This is a genomic window from Sulfurimonas sp. NW15 (genome assembly GCF_051132285.1).
Lineage (GTDB): Bacteria > Campylobacterota > Campylobacteria > Campylobacterales > Sulfurimonadaceae > Sulfurimonas > Sulfurimonas hydrogeniphila.
The window spans coordinates 190,275-207,022 of the sequence record NZ_CP093237.1; the positions used below are offsets into that span (position 1 = coordinate 190,275).

Annotated in this window: 28 protein-coding genes; 21 read left to right on the forward strand and 7 right to left on the reverse strand. The window is 40.1% G+C overall.

Annotated features, from left to right (window positions below; genetic code table 11):
- Positions 1-77: 77 nt before the first annotated feature.
- The gene (locus MLC52_RS00940) at positions 78-1,382 is read left to right on the forward strand and encodes a malic enzyme-like NAD(P)-binding protein (RefSeq protein ID WP_434580858.1); all 1,305 of its coding nucleotides are present in this window, start codon (positions 78-80) and stop codon (positions 1,380-1,382) included.
- 37 nt (positions 1,383-1,419) lie between these two features.
- On the opposite strand, the gene MLC52_RS00945 is transcribed toward MLC52_RS00940, so the two are convergent.
- On the reverse strand, positions 1,420-2,061 hold the full coding sequence (locus MLC52_RS00945) for an MqnA/MqnD/SBP family protein (protein WP_434580860.1): 642 nt from the start codon (positions 2,059-2,061) through the stop codon (positions 1,420-1,422).
- A gap of 66 nt (positions 2,062-2,127) precedes the next feature.
- Between MLC52_RS00945 and MLC52_RS00950 the strand changes: the two genes are divergently transcribed.
- From MLC52_RS00950 to MLC52_RS00965, 4 genes are read left to right on the forward strand one after another with little or no spacing between them, the layout of a single operon-like run.
- A complete protein-coding gene (locus MLC52_RS00950; protein ID WP_151901271.1) occupies positions 2,128-2,349 on the forward strand; it encodes a MoaD/ThiS family protein in 222 nt (73 codons plus the stop codon).
- A gap of 3 nt (positions 2,350-2,352) precedes the next feature.
- On the forward strand, positions 2,353-2,799 hold the full coding sequence (locus MLC52_RS00955) for a molybdopterin synthase catalytic subunit (protein WP_434580862.1): 447 nt from the start codon (positions 2,353-2,355) through the stop codon (positions 2,797-2,799).
- Positions 2,796-4,022: a molybdopterin molybdotransferase MoeA gene (locus MLC52_RS00960; protein ID WP_151901269.1), complete on the forward strand. Its 1,227-nt coding sequence runs from the start codon at positions 2,796-2,798 to the stop codon at positions 4,020-4,022. The genes MLC52_RS00955 and MLC52_RS00960 overlap by 4 nt, the downstream gene beginning before the upstream one ends.
- Positions 4,022-4,567: a hypothetical protein gene (locus MLC52_RS00965; protein WP_418640932.1), complete on the forward strand. Its 546-nt coding sequence runs from the start codon at positions 4,022-4,024 to the stop codon at positions 4,565-4,567. The genes MLC52_RS00960 and MLC52_RS00965 overlap by 1 nt, the downstream gene beginning before the upstream one ends.
- Positions 4,568-4,689: 122 nt before the next feature.
- Here MLC52_RS00965 and MLC52_RS00970 read toward each other — a convergent pair whose 3' ends face one another.
- The 6 genes from MLC52_RS00970 to MLC52_RS00995 all read right to left on the reverse strand — a co-directional run bounded on the left by MLC52_RS00970 (position 4,690) and on the right by MLC52_RS00995 (position 9,942).
- Positions 4,690-5,112 (reverse strand): hypothetical protein, encoded by a 423-nt coding sequence (locus MLC52_RS00970; protein ID WP_346389184.1) that lies wholly within the window; start codon positions 5,110-5,112, stop codon positions 4,690-4,692.
- 11 nt (positions 5,113-5,123) lie between these two features.
- Positions 5,124-5,870, reverse strand: a complete 747-nt coding sequence (locus MLC52_RS00975) for a sulfur oxidation protein (protein ID WP_346389185.1) — start codon at positions 5,868-5,870, stop codon at positions 5,124-5,126.
- A 13-nt stretch (positions 5,871-5,883) separates the two neighbouring features.
- Positions 5,884-7,254, reverse strand: coding sequence for an FAD-dependent oxidoreductase (locus MLC52_RS00980; protein ID WP_434580865.1), 1,371 nt, complete (start codon positions 7,252-7,254; stop codon positions 5,884-5,886).
- Positions 7,255-7,574: 320 nt separating this feature from the next.
- Positions 7,575-8,129: a ribonuclease HII gene (locus MLC52_RS00985; RefSeq protein WP_434580867.1), complete on the reverse strand. Its 555-nt coding sequence runs from the start codon at positions 8,127-8,129 to the stop codon at positions 7,575-7,577.
- On the reverse strand, positions 8,129-8,608 hold the full coding sequence (locus MLC52_RS00990) for a hypothetical protein (RefSeq protein ID WP_434580868.1): 480 nt from the start codon (positions 8,606-8,608) through the stop codon (positions 8,129-8,131). The genes MLC52_RS00985 and MLC52_RS00990 overlap by 1 nt, the downstream gene beginning before the upstream one ends.
- A gap of 269 nt (positions 8,609-8,877) precedes the next feature.
- The gene (locus MLC52_RS00995; protein WP_418640938.1) at positions 8,878-9,942 is read right to left on the reverse strand and encodes an ATP-binding protein; all 1,065 of its coding nucleotides are present in this window, start codon (positions 9,940-9,942) and stop codon (positions 8,878-8,880) included.
- Between the two features lie 177 nt (positions 9,943-10,119).
- Between MLC52_RS00995 and rpsJ the strand changes: the two genes are divergently transcribed.
- From rpsJ to rpsH, 16 genes are all read left to right on the forward strand, one after another.
- On the forward strand, positions 10,120-10,431 hold the full coding sequence (rpsJ, locus tag MLC52_RS01000; RefSeq protein ID WP_013326019.1) for a 30S ribosomal protein S10: 312 nt from the start codon (positions 10,120-10,122) through the stop codon (positions 10,429-10,431).
- 8 nt (positions 10,432-10,439) lie between these two features.
- A complete protein-coding gene (rplC, locus tag MLC52_RS01005) occupies positions 10,440-11,015 on the forward strand; it encodes a 50S ribosomal protein L3 (RefSeq protein WP_151901244.1) in 576 nt (191 codons plus the stop codon).
- Positions 11,015-11,629 (forward strand): 50S ribosomal protein L4, encoded by a 615-nt coding sequence (gene rplD, locus MLC52_RS01010; protein WP_188109991.1) that lies wholly within the window; start codon positions 11,015-11,017, stop codon positions 11,627-11,629. Before rplC ends, rplD begins: the two co-directional genes overlap by 1 nt.
- Positions 11,629-11,910 carry a 50S ribosomal protein L23 gene (locus tag MLC52_RS01015; protein ID WP_151901246.1) on the forward strand — a complete coding sequence of 94 codons (282 nt, stop codon included), beginning with the start codon at positions 11,629-11,631 and terminating at the stop codon, positions 11,908-11,910. Before rplD ends, MLC52_RS01015 begins: the two co-directional genes overlap by 1 nt.
- A 1-nt stretch (position 11,911) precedes the next feature.
- Positions 11,912-12,757 (forward strand): 50S ribosomal protein L2, encoded by an 846-nt coding sequence (gene rplB, locus MLC52_RS01020; RefSeq protein WP_151901247.1) that lies wholly within the window; start codon positions 11,912-11,914, stop codon positions 12,755-12,757.
- A gap of 2 nt (positions 12,758-12,759) precedes the next feature.
- Entirely contained in the window at positions 12,760-13,035 is a 276-nt protein-coding gene (gene rpsS, locus MLC52_RS01025) for a 30S ribosomal protein S19 (RefSeq protein WP_151901248.1), read from the forward strand.
- Between the two features lie 2 nt (positions 13,036-13,037).
- Entirely contained in the window at positions 13,038-13,355 is a 318-nt protein-coding gene (gene rplV, locus MLC52_RS01030) for a 50S ribosomal protein L22 (protein WP_013326025.1), read from the forward strand.
- Position 13,356: 1 nt separating this feature from the next.
- Positions 13,357-14,073, forward strand: coding sequence for a 30S ribosomal protein S3 (rpsC, locus tag MLC52_RS01035; RefSeq protein ID WP_151901249.1), 717 nt, complete (start codon positions 13,357-13,359; stop codon positions 14,071-14,073).
- 2 nt (positions 14,074-14,075) lie between these two features.
- Positions 14,076-14,501 carry a 50S ribosomal protein L16 gene (rplP, locus tag MLC52_RS01040; protein WP_151901250.1) on the forward strand — a complete coding sequence of 142 codons (426 nt, stop codon included), beginning with the start codon at positions 14,076-14,078 and terminating at the stop codon, positions 14,499-14,501.
- Positions 14,488-14,676, forward strand: a complete 189-nt coding sequence (gene rpmC, locus MLC52_RS01045; protein ID WP_151901251.1) for a 50S ribosomal protein L29 — start codon at positions 14,488-14,490, stop codon at positions 14,674-14,676. The genes rplP and rpmC overlap by 14 nt, the downstream gene beginning before the upstream one ends.
- Positions 14,677-14,685: 9 nt before the next feature.
- A complete protein-coding gene (rpsQ, locus tag MLC52_RS01050; RefSeq protein ID WP_151901252.1) occupies positions 14,686-14,931 on the forward strand; it encodes a 30S ribosomal protein S17 in 246 nt (81 codons plus the stop codon).
- A gap of 4 nt (positions 14,932-14,935) precedes the next feature.
- On the forward strand, positions 14,936-15,304 hold the full coding sequence (gene rplN / locus MLC52_RS01055; RefSeq protein WP_013326030.1) for a 50S ribosomal protein L14: 369 nt from the start codon (positions 14,936-14,938) through the stop codon (positions 15,302-15,304).
- Positions 15,304-15,534 (forward strand): 50S ribosomal protein L24, encoded by a 231-nt coding sequence (gene rplX, locus MLC52_RS01060; RefSeq protein WP_151901253.1) that lies wholly within the window; start codon positions 15,304-15,306, stop codon positions 15,532-15,534. Before rplN ends, rplX begins: the two co-directional genes overlap by 1 nt.
- Before the next feature lie 3 nt (positions 15,535-15,537).
- Entirely contained in the window at positions 15,538-16,083 is a 546-nt protein-coding gene (rplE, locus tag MLC52_RS01065; RefSeq protein WP_151901254.1) for a 50S ribosomal protein L5, read from the forward strand.
- Positions 16,083-16,268, forward strand: a complete 186-nt coding sequence (locus tag MLC52_RS01070) for a type Z 30S ribosomal protein S14 (protein ID WP_151901255.1) — start codon at positions 16,083-16,085, stop codon at positions 16,266-16,268. Before rplE ends, MLC52_RS01070 begins: the two co-directional genes overlap by 1 nt.
- A 72-nt stretch (positions 16,269-16,340) precedes the next feature.
- A complete protein-coding gene (gene rpsH / locus MLC52_RS01075; RefSeq protein WP_151901256.1) occupies positions 16,341-16,739 on the forward strand; it encodes a 30S ribosomal protein S8 in 399 nt (132 codons plus the stop codon).
- Positions 16,740-16,748: the final 9 nt, after the last annotated feature.

Here is a 16,748-nt window from a genome sequence, read left to right on the forward strand (position 1 = left end):
TTCCTCTTGGAACCGGTACTTCAGTGCCGGCTGGTGTTGGCAGCAGATTTGGAATATAAATAACAAGGATAACAATTATGGCAGAGAAACCATCATTTAAACAGGCGTCACTGGATTACCACAAAGCCAAAAGTGAGTTTGACACAAACGGAAAAACAGGAACACTGCTGACAAAACCGTGCACAACACAAGAAGAGCTCTCAATGGCCTACAGTCCCGGTGTTGCATATCCGTGTCTGGAGATACAAAAAGATGCAGACCTTGCCTATGAATATACCAACAAAGGAAATCTGGTTGCAGTGATAAGTGACGGGACAGCTGTTTTGGGTCTTGGTGACATCGGTCACTTGGCGGGAAAACCGGTGATGGAGGGTAAAGGTGTTTTGTTCAAATCTTTTGCAAATATTGATGCTGTTGATATTGAACTCAACACAAAAAATACAGACGAAATTGTGAATATTGTTGCATCGATGGCTGACAGTTTTGGCGGCATCAATCTGGAAGATATCTCAGCACCAAGATGTTTTGAAATAGAAGAACGACTCAAAGAGATTTGCAATGTTCCTGTTTTTCATGATGATCAGCATGGGACAGCTGTTATTACAACAGCAGGGCTGATGAATGTTGCCCAAATGAGCAATAAAAATATACAGGATCTCAAAGTCGTCATTATTGGTGCCGGAGCAGCGGGAATTGCCTGCGGGAAAATGTATAAGGCTTTGGGCGTGAAAAATATTACCATGCTTGACTCCAAAGGGGTTATTCACAGCGGCAGAAGCGATCTCAACAAATACAAAAAACTTTTTGCATTTGAGACAGCTGACAGAAGTTTGGCAGATGCAATGAAAAACGCAGATATGGTGCTTGGGCTCTCCCGACCTGACCTTGTCACACCCCAAATGGTAAAATCCATGTCCCGGACAAATCCCATTATTTTTGCCTGTGCAAATCCAAACCCCGAAATTACCCCTGCGGATGCAAAAAAAGCGCGGCCGGATGTGATTATTGGAACCGGCAGAAGTGATTACCCCAATCAGGTAAACAATGTACTCGGTTTTCCGCAGATTTTTCGCGGTGCATTGGATGTAAGAGCAACAAAAATTACTGAAAATATGAAACTTGCAGCTTCACATGCTTTGGCCGCTCTGGCAAAAGAGCCTGTTCCAAAACATGTAAAACAGATACATCACAGAGAAAATATGGAGTTTGGGCACGAGTATATTATTCCCTCGCCTTTTGACAGACGGGTTTTGGTGTATGTCGCTTCCGCGGTTGCCAAAGCAGCGATACAAGACGGTGTTGCCCGTGTAAAGGATTTTGATACTGATGCGTATAAAATAAAACTGCAAAGATTAGCGGATCATTTAGACGGTAAAATTTAAGCAGCCGTTTTCGGAACCCGTACTTCAGTGCGGGCTGTTACAGTAATTTATAAAATTTCTTGAGACCTTTTTTTGCCTTGCAGTCAAGTTTATAAGAGATAAGCTGCAGATACTCAAGTATATCAGCGGGGGCAACATTTGTCTTTTTTGATGCTTTTTGCAGGAGGTACTGCGGAATTTTTATCTCTCTTTTGAGGAATGCTTTTTCTATTTTTTTGTACTGCTTTTGGTTTTTGTGATAACATAAAAGCGCAAAAACAAAAGGCAGATGATACTTTTCATTCCACAGTTGCGCCAAATCAATATAGTCATTATTTACAAGCGCATAACGCAATGCTTTGTCTCCTATGAGTACTTCGCCCTTTACATGTAAGAGCTCTGCCAAAAGGTTGGATGAAGCAGATTCAATATCTGTTTTATTCTGTACCGAGGGAATAACAATAACGCTTCTGACCTCTTTTTTTGCAATGATTCCAAGGTTTACATGTTTGCTCTTTTTTGCTTTGATACTTGAGATAAATGCGGCATCAACACGCCTGTTTAAAAAAGCATCGTTTATTTTTGCCGGAACATTTTTTTTGTATTCCATCTGTAGCTTTTGCTGTGTGCTTCGTGTAAATCGCTTCATAAATACATGAAAAGGCAAGAGATTGAGGTATTCTATTTTTCCAAAAATCATGCGTAATTATACATCACTTAACTTATCTTAGATATAATTAGAGTAATTTAAGATGAGGATGTTGTTTTGGTAAGAGTAGAATTTTTAGGACCGATACAAAAAGAGGCGTTGGAATTAGAAATAGCCAATCTCAATGAACTGGCAGCAATTTTGCAAAAAGACGAAGAGGTAAAAGAGTGGCTTGACAATTGTGCGGTGGCAGTGAACGACAATCTTGTGACCTCTTTGGAGTGTGAGCTTAAAAACGGAGATAAAATCTCTTTGCTTCCTCCTGTTTGCGGAGGCTGAGATTTGTTGCAACTATATAACAATTCACTGGATGTGCCGAAAATCCTGCAGGAATGGTATGAAGAAGAGGCGAAAAGCAATTATGGCGCATATATCCCTTTTGTCGGAACGGTACGCAGCGAAGACGGCATTGAAGGACTGAGTTTTGATATCTATGAACCGATTTTGGAAGCATGGTTTAAAAACTGGCAGAAAAAAGCAGAGGAAAAAGGTGCTGTGGTCAAAATGGCGCACTCCCGCGGAGATGTAATGCTGCATGAATCTTCATATATTGCCGCAGTCTTTTCACCAAAAAGACGGGTGGCCCTGGAACTTATAGATGAATTTGTAGAAGATTTCAAAGCATCAGCACCGATATGGAAATATGATTTGAAAGACGGGCAGAGAGTCTATGCAAAAGACCGTTCAACTGCAATAAAAGGCAGCGGAATTTTAGGAGCAAAACAATGAGTATAACAGGAACTGATTTTATCTCTTTTGAGACAAGCCAAAATATGCTGGAGCTTTTACAGGTAAACAACCACAGGTATGAAAGAGTGCCTTTAAGCGATGCGTTAGGCCGTGTGTTGGCAGAGGACATTGTGGCCGAATTTAATGATCCGCAGTTTCCTACCGCTTCCATGGACGGGTATGCGGTGCGTCATGAAGATTTGCAAAACGGCATGCTGGCTGTTCTCGGTGACAACCCTGCGGGACATGATGAGATACGGGTACTGTCTGCAGGGGAATCTATTAAAACATTTACAGGTTCGATGATGCCGCAGGGAAGTGATACGCTGATTCAGATAGAGAATGTCAGCTACAGTGACGGCAAGATAATTATCAATGAACCGGTTGAAAAAGGCAATGCTGTGCGTCCGGTCGGTGAAGGATACGGAGCAGGGGATGTGCTTATTCAAAAAGGCACAAAAATAGGTTTTGCCCAAATCGGCGTAATGGCCGGACTCAATCAGGTGATGGTAAAAGTAGCCCTTCGCCCCCGTGTCGCAGTTATCGCAACCGGAAGTGAGATACTTGATCTGGGCGAAAATTCGGATAACCCTGCCCAGATAAGAAGTTCAAACAATTATACGCTTGCAGCACTTTTTGAGTCGGCCGGTGCAGAGGTTATACAGCTTGGAACTGCTCCCGATGACAGAGATACTATTATGAAAACGTTTGAGAATGCTTTGGAGTCTGCAGATATTTTGGTGAGTACCGGCGGAGTGAGTGTCGGTGATTATGACTTTGTAAAAGACATAATTCCCCGTTTGGGTGCAGAAGTGGTCTATAAAGGTGTCGGTATCAAGCCAGGGCGCCATATTATGGTTGCGCAGCGCGGGCACAAGTTTATTCTGGCGTTGCCGGGATTTGCCTACTCTTCAACAGTTACTGCGATTTTGTATGCACTGCCGCTGATTGCAAAAATGCTTGGCAAAAAAGTTCCGTACAAAACTGTTGCTGCAAAACTGCAGGAAGACTTTACAAAACGAAGCCGGTTTACAGAGTTTACCGCATGCAATATTGTGGTAGAGGACGGTGAGTATTTTGTGAATTTCAAAGGAAAGAAAGTAGGAAGTTCTGCCATTTTGACAAATATGCTTCATGAGAGTGCATTAATGATTACAGGCGAAGATGACAAGTTCCTGGAAGCGGGAACATCTGTGAATGTTATTTTACTGGATACTTTTTAATGAAAGCGCTGAGTATAGACAATCAGACACTGGCGGTTGAAGAGATTGATATTACCATGGCTGCAAATACCGTATATACTTTTTTCAGTTCAATTTTAATTGACGAACTGGCAGGTCTGAAAGAACATGTAATATATACAGATGCAAATGCCCTGAGTGAAAAGAAAAAACCCTATTTCATAGGAGAACAGCTTCTTTTGGGGGATGCCCTGATCTTGGGCAGAGACGGTTTTGACGATGTGGATGCCAAAATTGCAAAAGAGGAACTGCATTCTTTAATCAATCCCGAGGTAAATGCATTTTACACAGAAGTACTGGATGTGCTGGCCGATACAGACATAAATCTCTACAAAACATTCACGGTGGAAAAAAACGGCGAAAAAATTGCGCTCAACACCGAATGGGTGCTTTATACATTTAATATTGCCGACGAGAGAACAAAAGAGTATTTTATCAATGAATTGAAAAAAGCGGTTGCAGCGAAAAACAATGTTGCAGAATATATGCAAAAAATGGCACAGCTTGCCATGAATGTCGCAGCATAACCCACTGTTTTCGGAATCCGTACTTTAGTGCGGACCCTGTGGCATGACAGATTGTCAATGCAGTGCTAACACCAGCCGGCACTGAAGTACCGGTTCCGAGGTCATTTCACTCCGATTCCTTCTTATTTTAATTTCCAGGCATTTGCTCTTATTCGGGAGTGGCATGATGTACACTGTCTGATAATCTGGGAATAATCTTCTATGGCATCATCTATGTTTTCATTGTTGAGAGATACAATCATATCATCTGCATACATTGTAATCATTTTGGCTCTTTTTTGAGCGAACTTGTCCGCATAGGCTTCATTTGCAGGAAGGTAACTTCTTGCATCTGTTGTTGTCAGTGAACCAATTGCACTCTTTAGTTTGTTGACGCCCTCTGTCATGCCCTCTTTGTTGTAGTAAAATCCTGCCGTTTGAATCTGATTGACTGCCTGTAGCATTTTGCGCATATCTGAAGCAAGTTCTGACTGTTTGAGCGTATCGCCTGCCTGAAGAGACGAAGAGAAGATGAAAATTGCTGTCATGATGAGTAGTGACTTCACTTTGCTATCCTTTAGTATCTTATAATATCTTTTGTAAACTCTGCAAGAGTTACAGTCTGGGCTTTGTCTTTTACAAGTTTTTTTGCTTTTCTTTTTCCGCCATACTGCTCTTTAAGTTCTGGTTTAAATGCTCTGAAAAACTCATGAAATTTATCCGGGCCCAAAACACCGACAGCCCATAAGGTATCATCATCATGATGCTCCAATACAATCGAAGCCAAAGGCTGAGGCGCAGGACCGCCAAGTACTTTCGCTCCTTTTTTTGGATCATACACCGATAAATGAGAACCGCATACGATTACCTCTCCTTTGTCATGACAGGGCATACTTTTGGTGCAGCCCATAGTTTTGCCCCCTGTTTTGAGGTACGATATAAATGTGTCACTTTTGTTTATATGTGTAAGCTGGTGCGGGCAGATGGATGAGAAAGCAACAATGTTTCTTTCTTTGCCGACTCCGCCTTTCCATATATATTGGACACCGTCTTCACTTGTCAGTTTGACATTTTTCTCTGTAGGATGAGGCAGGGCAATCAACATACAGCTTGTTCCCGCATACGGATAGTTAAAAACATAATTAACCTCTTTGTCCAACTGTGATGCCAACAAAGGCTTGCCCTCGGCATCACTCAGCTGTACTTTCTTGTACGATGTATAGAGTGTACCATCCTCGGCATAGAGTCTGCCCTCTATCAAAGAAGGTGCTACAGCGACAACGCCAACACCTCCGACTACTTTTAAAAAGTCTCTTCTTTGCATGCAAAACTCCCTGTTACGCGTTAAACATATCTCTAAACATACCTTTTGCCCATTCATTCAGAGCTTTTCCGTTGTTTAGGCCTGTTTTGCCGCGCCATTGCTGTGAAAGATCGACATTTGTAAATCCTTTGAGTTTTTTGCCCTCAAACTCATACTCTGCCCTGACAGAAATCGCATGTATCGGTCCGGCTGAAACAGCAGAATAACAGACTGTCAGCGGAGATTTCCAAGGAATGTCTTTTTTGCCATTGACTCTTTGTGCTATAAGTTTCCCGATATAGTGACCTTCAGAATTTGATGTGTTGCCTGATTTGGAGTAACCCATCGGACGTGCATCACCGGAGACAAAAATATCTTTTTCGCCTATAACCTCATAGGTAAAGGGGTCAATATTTCCTACTTTCTTGTTAAATACATTGTCTTTTGCAACGCCGCAGACCTCCAAGAGCTTTCCGCCTCTGACATGCGGATAAAATGCAGCATCTTCAAAAGAATACTCATCATCAAATTCACCCGCGACAACGACTTTTTTATCTAAATCTATGCTCATAATTTTAGAGTTTGGATGGTACTCGATATAGTCTTTGTACATTTCGTCAAAAGAGGACTGGAATCCCTCTTTTTTGATCGTTATATCCGGATTTTCATCAAGAAGGATCACCTTGCCCTCAATCTCGTTTTTCTTAAAATAATCTGCTATCAGACAGGCTCTTTCATAAGGAGCAGGCAGACATCTGTAGTTTCCGCCCGGAACCGTCAGTATAAAATTACCGCCCTCAAAATCTTCTAGTTTTGCTTTGAGTGTCATGTGCTCGCTTCCGGGAATAAAGGCGGCAGGATACTCGGTGCGAAGCCTCTGTTCTGTAACTGTATCGACATTCCATGCACTGTAGTCATAGTCTATACCGGGAGCCAGTACCAGATAGTCATATTTGATGTCTCCGTTGCTTGTTTTAATGATTTTGTTTGTTTTGTCTATACCGATAGCCGTAGCATTAAAGTATGTATATTTGTTTTCGCGGGCTGCCTGTAAATAATCATGTGTTAAGAACTCCAAATCCACTTCACCCACAAGATACAGGTTGCTTATAGGACAGGATATAAACTCTGTTCTTTGTTCCACTAAAACAACATCCGCATTGGGTGCGAATTTCTTTGTGTATTTTGCGATAGACAAACCGCTCCAGCCGCCGCCTACAATCACTACTCTTTTCCCGGTTGCCGGAGGAAGAGGGGCCGGTGTGCCCATACCTACACTGCTGTTTGTTTTCTTCTGTGTTTTTGAAGGTTTTGCTTCACCATAAGCGCATCCGGTCAAAGTTGTAGCAGCTGCAGCTACGCTTATAGCACCAAGTCTCAGGGCATCTCTACGATTCATATTCATTTCATTCTCCTGTAAAGTTAAATATACTTTAAAAACAAAAACTTGTTTTCAATCAGGAAAATAGTATTACTGCTCGTCTTAAGCAATCTTAAAATATAAAATTAATTTATAATATTAAAGCATTAATCTTTTAATAATTATAATTATAAATTATTATTGTGCTGTTCTTGACCGTGTGTGAAAATGAAAGTTTCATACAGCAGGGCTTTTGAAACAGTTTAAGTTTATTTAAAATAATTTTATCACAAAAATGTAATATAGCTAAAATATTTTAATGATGTGTATAAAAGTAACATATAGGAAATATTAAAAGTCTATTTTTAATCGAAGAGTGTAGATTCCAGTGCCTTTATTTTATAGCTTCTGCGATGAATTTCGCAGTAGCCATACTTTTTTATCATGGCTACATGTAACTTGGTGCCGTAGCCTTTGTGCTTTTCAAACTGATACTGGGGGTATTTTTTTGCCTGTTCCAAAATATCTCTGTCATGTGCAACTTTAGCCAGGATGGATGCAGCACTTACTTCGGGGACTTTACCGTCAGCCTTGATCATAGTTGTCAGGTTTTGTACTCCATAGCTTTGGTTGCCGTCAAACAGATACTCCTCCGCCTGCAGATTTTTCATAATTTCAAGAAGCCCTTTTTTTAAACATGCAGATATTCCATTGTTGTCTATATCCTGTGCAGAAAATTTGACGATATGGTAACTTGCATTTTTGACAATCAAGGTATAAAGAGCTTCACGCTTTTTGGCTGTCAGTTTTTTTGAATCATGCAGTCCGACAATGGTATTGTGCAAAATACAGCCGGCCATTACCAAATCTCCCGCCAGAGGTCCGCGCCCGGCCTCGTCTATACCACAGAGCAAATGCATCAGTTCATGCTCGCCATGGTAAACATTACAGAAACAATATATAAGAAAAAGAGGCAAACAAAGAGAACATAGACCCATACAACCCATTGATTGTATCCGCCAACTTCTTTCATTGTTTCAATGCGTTTTTGCGGATCCGCAATAGCATTTTCTATCTCGGCTTTTTTCTGTTTATAGCCTTTGTATACAAAATAGGTAGAAAAACCGCCTGCAAGTATGGCAACAAGCAATCCGCCAAAGGGTATGGCTGTGGCCAATATGGAAAGCACAAAGAGCACAAGTGCAGGAATATACTGTTTTCTGTAAAGCAAAAAGGCCCATCCGCCAAAAAAAGCCCACCAGCTCCAAACCCATTTCATCGTGTCAATCCCATTGACATCAAATTTGGAAAACGCCTGTTGGTACCAGAATGTTTTTTCCGGTTTGTTCACAAAAGCCTCCAGCATTGCTTTTTCATATTCGTCTTGAGGTAATTGCATAAACTTTTCCTGTTTGTTTTATATAACGTATTATAATGAAAGAAGTTAATAAAGTACAGCTTTGCCAACAAAAGTCAGCCAATTCGCCAGCCACTCCCGGCCCGCACTGAAGTACGGGTTCCAAAAAAGCCGGAAATCTCCCCGGAACCGGTACTTCAGTGCCGGCTGTCGCAACACTCTGCCGTTCCCGGCCCGGACTACATTCCACGTTCCAAAAAAGCCGGAAATCTCCCCGGAACCGGTACTTCAGTGCCGGCTGTTGCAACTTTTTAATCTCCCAGTGCCCAGATATCAAAAGGGATGATATCCACACTGCTGAGCGGATGCGCGATATTTCCCTCTTTGTTCATGGTTATGACCGTGATTTTGGTAATTCCGTAGCTGAATATAAAAGCTTCAATACTTTCAAGTTTCTTAAAGAGTCTGCGTTCATCCACAAAAGGTTTGCAAAGAATAATTTCATCGTTTGTGGGAAGATAAAAATCAATACCTTCTTCATAATAACATTCGGCAGATGATTTAAGCAGTTCAAGATAGACCATGTTTTCAAAAAGTTTTGCAAAGTTTTTTTCAATGCTTAAGGCACTTTTTAAAGAAGTATCACAAAGATAGACTTTTTTTGTTGCACGTGTATGCTGATATTTTGCCAGTAAATGAATATACTTTTTTTCTGCCAAAAGAGCAAAAGATGCATACAATCTGTCTTTGGAAATTTTACGCGTACTTTTAAGCCTTTCATATAATGTATAGGCAGAGAGCTTCTGCGACATGAATTTTGCACATAAACACAATATGTCAAATTCAATTTCGCTCAGGGCGAACTGTAAAATATTTTGCAAATAAATTACTCGCTCATCCGGTGCTACAGTATGCATAGATGCAAGTCCTCCGAGTTGGAAAAAGTGGTTGAGCGCACTTGAGTCATATTTGTGCTCATATGCCAAAAATTCTTCATAATCAAGCGGATAAAGTGTCAAAGGCTCCAAAAAGTCAAAATTGTAGGGAATTTCACTTGTAATGACCAACTGCGAAACATTCACGAATTTGATGGTTGGATTGTAGTTATCCAAAACAAGTGTGTCAATTTTGTTGATATTGCAAAAAGAGGGGAGCGCGGCATTGAGTTTTTCGCTCTCTATGCGTACATCATTGCAGTTGATATAAAGATAGGAACTCTTTTTTAAAGATAAAAGATAGTTTTTGACCAAACGGGTTTTTCCGCTTTTGGTGATACCGCTGATTTGGTATGATCTGTCATCTATAAAAACTTTTCTTTGTATATATTTTTCTACATGTAAGTCGGTTTTATAAAATTCTTCGAGTAGTATTTCCATAAAATTTCCAATTTTTAAACTATCCAATTGTATCATTTCCTTATTAAAAGGAAATAAATTATAAAGAAAAACGATTTTTGGACCCTAAATCCTTGAATATTCAGAGCTCTTTGAGTATAATTCCGTTCCCTTAAAATAGTTGGGCTAGGATCCAACGAGTTCTTTAGAAGGAAAAACATGGAAAAAATTCGTTTAAAATTGAAAGCTTACGATCATCGTGTATTAGATAGATCAGTAGCGTCAATCGTAGAGGCTGTAAAGCGTACAGGTGCCGTAATTCGTGGTCCAATACCTTTACCAACAAAAATTCGTAAATATACAGTATTGAAATCAGTTCACGTTAACAAAAAAGCGCGTGAGCAGTTTGAGATCCGTATGCACGCAAGAATGATCGACATCGTTTCTGCAACACCGGAAACAGTGGATTCATTAATGAAACTAGATCTTGCACCGGAAGTGGACGTTGAAGTTCGCTCTATGGACAAATAGGAGTAATCGTGGAATATATTGTTGAAAAAATCGGTATGAGCCGTACTATCACAGTTCCGTCTAAACCAGTTACTCTGTTAAGAGTTTTAGATGCGAAAGTATGTGAAGTGAATGAAGGTACTGCTATTGTCGCGTATAACAGTGGTAAAAAAATGAATAAAGCAATAGAAGGTCAACAGAAGAAATACAACCTTCCGACTGAATTTAACCGTTTTGTTACATTAGAAGTAACAAATACCGAAGCCGGTGATTTGGATTTAGCTCCGCTTGCAGAGGCAAGTGTACTTAAAACTACTTTCAACACAAAAGGTCGTGGTTTTTCAGGTGCGATGAAGCGTTGGAATTTCGGTGGTGGTCCTGCATCTCACGGTCACAGATTTGGTCGTAGAACAGGTTCTATCGGTAATGCTGAATGGCCAGGTCGTGTAATGAAGGGTAAAAAAATGCCTGGACAATACGGAAATACACAAAACAGTGTGAAAAATGAAATCGTTTCTTTCGATGCTGAAAACAAAATCATTGCGGTTTTAGGTTCAGTTTCAGGTGCTAACGGTTCTTTAGGTCGTGTAAAGGTAGCTAAATAATGAGCGCAATCGTTTTAAATGAAAAAATGGAAAAAGCATCTGAGTTAGCATTGCCAGAGTCTTTCTCTGGAATTAACCCTCATAACCTTTACCTTTATGTAAAGTCTGCTCAGGCTGCACAACGTGCAAACACAGCGACAACTAAGGGTAGAAGTGAAGTACGCGGTGGTGGTAAAAAACCATGGGCTCAAAAAGGTGGCGGTCGTGCCCGTGCGGGTTCTCGTCGTTCTCCTATATTCGTAGGCGGTGGTAAAGCTTTTGGTTCTCAAAACAACCGCAACTACGATTTAAAAGTAAACAAAAAGCAGAAAAAACTTGCTTTAAACTTTGCTTTGAATGAGCATGCACAAAATGGTACTCTTTTTATCGTTGACAGCATCTCTGTTGAGTCTGGTAAAACTAAAGATGCGGCAGCAATGTTCAAAGCTTTAGGTCAAAGAGATACACTTTTTGTTAAATCTTTATTGGATGAAAAAACATATTTGGCGTTTGAAAATCTGCACCAGACATATGTTATTGAATCTAATGAGTTAAACGCATACTTAGCTGCCAACTATCGCTCAATCGTGATAGAAAAAGCTGTATGGGAAACTTTGACAAGTGAGGCTAAGTAATGGCTGATATTACAGATATTAAATCTATTTTATATACAGAAAAGACTTTGGGTTTACAAGAAGATGGTGTTATAGTTGTTCAAACATCACCACGTATGACTAAAACAGGTCTTAAAGAGGTGTTTAGAGAGTATTTCGGAATAATTCCAACAAAAATCAACTCTCTGAATCAAAGCGGAAAAGTAAAACGTTTCCGTGGTGTACAGGGGAAACAAAATGACTTTAAAAAGTTCTATGTTACTCTCCCTGAAGGTGCACAAATAGAAAGTTTGGCGGTATAAGATGGCAATTAAAACTTATAGACCGATAACTCCGTCTCGTCGTTTTTATACGAATGTAGACAGTTCAGATATCACTGCTAAAGCGAGTGTCCGTTCATTACTTGTAAAACTTCCGACAACTGCCGGTCGTAACAACAATGGTCGTATCACTTCTCGTCACAAACAGGCTGGGGCGAAAAAGCTTTACCGTATTATTGATTTTAAAAGAAACAAGTTTGGTGTACCGGGTACAGTCTCTACTATTGAGTATGATCCGTACCGTAACTGTCGTATCGCATTAATTACATATGCAGACGGTGAAAAAAGATACATCTTGCAACCAAAAGGTTTAAATGTTGGCGATACAGTTGAAGCTGCAGAGTCTGGTTTGGATGTTAAACCGGGTAATACGATGAAACTCAAAAACATTCCTGTCGGTACACTTGTTCATAATGTTGAGTTAAAAGTGGGCAAAGGCGGACAAATGGTTCGTTCAGCCGGAACTTCAGCTCAGATTATGGGTCGTGACGGCAAATATGTATCTTTACGTATGCCTTCATCAGAAATGCGTTTAGTGCTTGGTGAGTGTTTAGCTACTGTAGGAATTGTTGGAAATGAAGAATTTGCTAACATTGTTATAGCAAAAGCCGGTCGTCAGCGTCACCTTGGTATTCGTCCACAGACTCGTGGTTCTGCGATGAACCCGATTGATCACCCGCATGGTGGTGGTGAAGGTAAAACGAACTCAGGTCGTCATCCGGTTACTCCTTGGGGTAAACCAACGAAGGGTGCTAAAACTCGTCGTAAGAAAGCTAGTGATAAGTTAATTATTACTCGCCGTAAACCAAATGCTAAAAGGGTAGGTTAATAATGGCTCGTTCAGTAAAAAAAGGTCCATTCGTAGATGATCATTTAATGAAAAAAGTGGAGGCTATGAAAGCCGAAGCGAAGAAAAAACCTATTAAGACATGGTCAAGAAGATCTATGATTCTTCCTGACATGGTTGGTTTGACAATAAATGTTCACAATGGTCGCCAGTTCGTTCCTGTATATGTTACAGAGAACCATATTGGTTATAAACTTGGTGAATTTGCACCAACTCGTACATTCAAGGGCCACAAGGGCTCTGTTCAGAAGAAGGGGTAGTCATGGCTAGAGCATTACTAAAATTTATCCGTGTATCACCTATCAAATCTCGTCTTATTGCACGTGAAGTGCAGGGTATGAATGCTGAAGAGGCAATGGCAGCTTTAGAATTCACTCCAAACAAGGCGGCAAAAATTATCTCTAAAGTAATTGCGTCTGCAGTTGCGAACAGCGGTAGTGAAGCTGAAGATTGTGTAATTACATCATGTCGTGTTGACAATGGTCCAGTACTTAAACGTTTCCGTCCACGTGCTCGTGGTATGGCGTCTGGTATTCGTAAACCAACAGCACATATCTTAGTAGAAGTAGAGGGTAAATAGTATGGGTCAAAAAGTTAATCCTATTGGTTTACGTCTTGGAATCAACCGTAACTGGGAATCAAGATGGTTTCCTAACTTTAAAACAGCTCCTGCTGCTTTGGGTGAAGATCACAAGATAAGAACATATTTGAAAAAAGAGCTTTACTATGCTGGTGTTTCCAACATCATCATTGAAAGAACAGTGAAAAGACTTCGTGTAACTATCGTTGCTGCTCGTCCTGGTATCATTATCGGGAAGAAAGGTGCTGATATCGAAAAACTTAAAACTGCTGTTCAAAAGTTAGTTGGTAAGTCAATCTCTATCAATATCAAAGAAGAGAAAAAAGCACAGACTTCGGCACAATTGGTTGCTGAAAATGTTGCGACTCAACTGGAACGTCGTGTTGCATTTCGTAGAGCTATGAAAAAAGTTATGCAGGGTGCGCAGCGTTCTGGTGCAAAAGGTATCAAAGTTGCAGTTGCAGGTCGTTTAGGCGGTGCTGAAATGGCAAGAACTGAATGGTATTTGGAAGGACGTGTTCCTCTTCATACTCTTCGTGCAAAAATTGATTACGGTTTTGCCGAGGCACATACAACATACGGTATTATCGGTGTTAAAGTATGGATCTTCAAAGGGGAAGTACTGACTAAAGGTATTCCTGCAGAAGCGAAAGAAGAGAAAAAAGAGCGTCGTGGCAGAAAACCAGCCAGACGTGAAAATAGTGAAAAGGCTGAATAATCATGTTAATGCCAAAAAGAACAAAATATCGTAAAGTGATGAAAGGACGTAACCGAGGTTACGCTCGTTCTGGTTATAAATTATCTTTTGGTGACATCGCATTCAAAGCGGTAGAAGCCGGTCGTATTAACTCTCGTCAGATTGAGTCGGCTCGTATTTCTGCAACACGTCACATTAAAAGACAAGGTAAGATTTGGATTCGTGTGTTCCCTGCCAAGCCGTTAACTGCAAAACCTCTTGAAACTCGTATGGGTAAAGGTAAGGGTGCAGTTGATCAGTGGGTAATGAACATTAAACCAGGTCGTATAATCTTTGAAATGGGTGGTGTACCGGAAGAGCTTGCTCGTGAAGCATTGACTCTTGCTATGCACAAACTTCCATTCAAATGTAAAATTGTTACTGCGGAGATGAACAATGAAATATTCTGATTTAGCAGATAAAAATGCAGCAGAGCTTCAGGCGATGCTCAAAGAGAAAAAGACAGAACTGTTTACTTTAAAAATTAAACAAAAAATGATGCAATTACAAAATACTAGCGAACTTCGTGTTGCTAAAAAAGATATTGCTAGAATCAATACTGCACTTGCTGCAGTAGCAAAGTAGGGGCGGGCGATGGCTAATAAGCGTGAAATTCAAGGTAACGTAATTAAAATTGCAGGCGATAAAACAGTCACTGTACTTGTTGAACGTCGTGTAATGCATCCTCGTTATCATAAAGTTGTAAAACGTTTCAAAAAGTACCTGGTACATGATGAGCGTAATGAAGTAAAAGTCGGAGACGAGATTATTGCAATCGAGTGTCGTCCGCTTTCTAAGACTAAATCTTTTAGACTTAAATCAGTTGTAAAAGGAGCGTAGTAGTATGATACAAGGTTTTACTCGTTTAAATGTAGCTGATAATACAGGTGCTAAAGAGATTATGTGTATTAAGGTACTTGGCGGTTCCAAGCGTCGTTATGCATCAGTGGGTGACGTTATCGTTGCTTCTGTAAAAAAAGCGATCCCGACTGCCAAAGTTAAAAAAGGTAAAGTTGTAAAAGCTGTTGTTGTTAGAACGCATAAAGAAGTCCAACGTGAAAACGGTTCTTTAATCCGTTTTGATGACAATGCGGCAGTTATACTTGATGACAAGAGAGAACCAATCGGTACTCGTATCTTTGGACCAATCGGTCGTGAAGTACGTTACGCAGGATTCATGAAAATTGTATCTCTTGCTCCGGAGGTTGTGTAATGGCAAAATTTAAGTTTAAAAAAGGCGATATTGTAGAAATTATCGCTGGAGATGACAAAGGTACAAAAGCAGCTGTACTTGCGGTATTTCCTAAGAAAAACAAAGTAATCGTTGAGGGTTGTAAAATAGCGAAAAAAGCTGTTAAACCAACTGAAGAGAATACAAAAGGCGGGCATATCAAAAAAGAGATGCCAATCGATGTTTCAAACGTACGCAAAGTGGAGGCATAATAGATGGCTCGTTTAAAAGAAAAATATTTAGCGCTTAAGCCGGAAATTCAAGCAGCTTTAGATATTAAAAATGTAATGCAGATTCCTGAATTTGACAAAATTGTTATCTCTGTCGGTGCAGGTTTTGCTATGAAAGATAACAAACTCATTAAAAATATTGAAGATACTATCACTACTATAGCCGGTCAAAAAGCTTCTACTGTGATTGCGAAGAAATCTGTTGCAGGTTTTAAAGTACGTGAAGGTATGCCTGTAGGTGTTCGTGTAACACTTCGTGGTGAAAATATGTATAACTTCTTCGATCGCCTTGTTTCTATCGCACTTCCTCGTGTGAAAGATTTCCGTGGTGTTCCGAGAAATGGTTTTGACGGTCGCGGTAACTATAACTTCGGTCTTCAGGAACAACTTATTTTCCCTGAAATCAGCTATGATTCAATCATGCAGATTCATGGTATGAATATTACAATAGTAACATCTGCAGATTCAGACAAGGCGGCATTTACTCTTTTAGAGAAAATGGGAATGCCTTTTAGTAAAGGGAGCAACTAATGGCTAAGAAGTCAATGATAGCTAAAGCAAAACGTACTCCAAAATTTAAGGTACGTGGTTATACACGTTGTCAGATTTGTGGTCGTCCACACTCTGTACTGAGAGATTTTGGAATTTGTCGTATCTGTTTTAGAAAAATGGCAAATGAAGGTTTAATACCAGGTGTTAGAAAGTCTTCTTGGTAAGCCAAGAGGAAACTGCTAGCAGTCAGCAGTTATTTTGCAAAAACAAAATAACTACAAACAAGGAAAATATAAATGGCAATTAATGATTTAGTATCAGATGCGTTAACACGTATTCGTAATGCCGGTATGAGAAGATTACCGGTTACTACTTTGGTACACTCTAAAAGTGTAGAAGCAGTAGCAAATATCTTAGTAGACAAAGGTTACATTGAGTCTTGTAATGTAATCGAAGACGGTGTGAAAAAAACTATCAAAGTTGTACTGAAGTACGGTGAAGATGGAAAATCTGTAATCAATGAAATGAAAAGAGTTTCAAAGCCTGGACGTCGTGTTTATAAAGGTAAAGAAGATATTAAACGTTTCAAAAATGGTTACGGAACTATTATTGTAAGTACATCACATGGCGTACTACCAAATGACAAAGCATATGAGCTTGGCATTGGTGGTGAAGTTATGTGTACGGTATGGTAGGAGTATAGC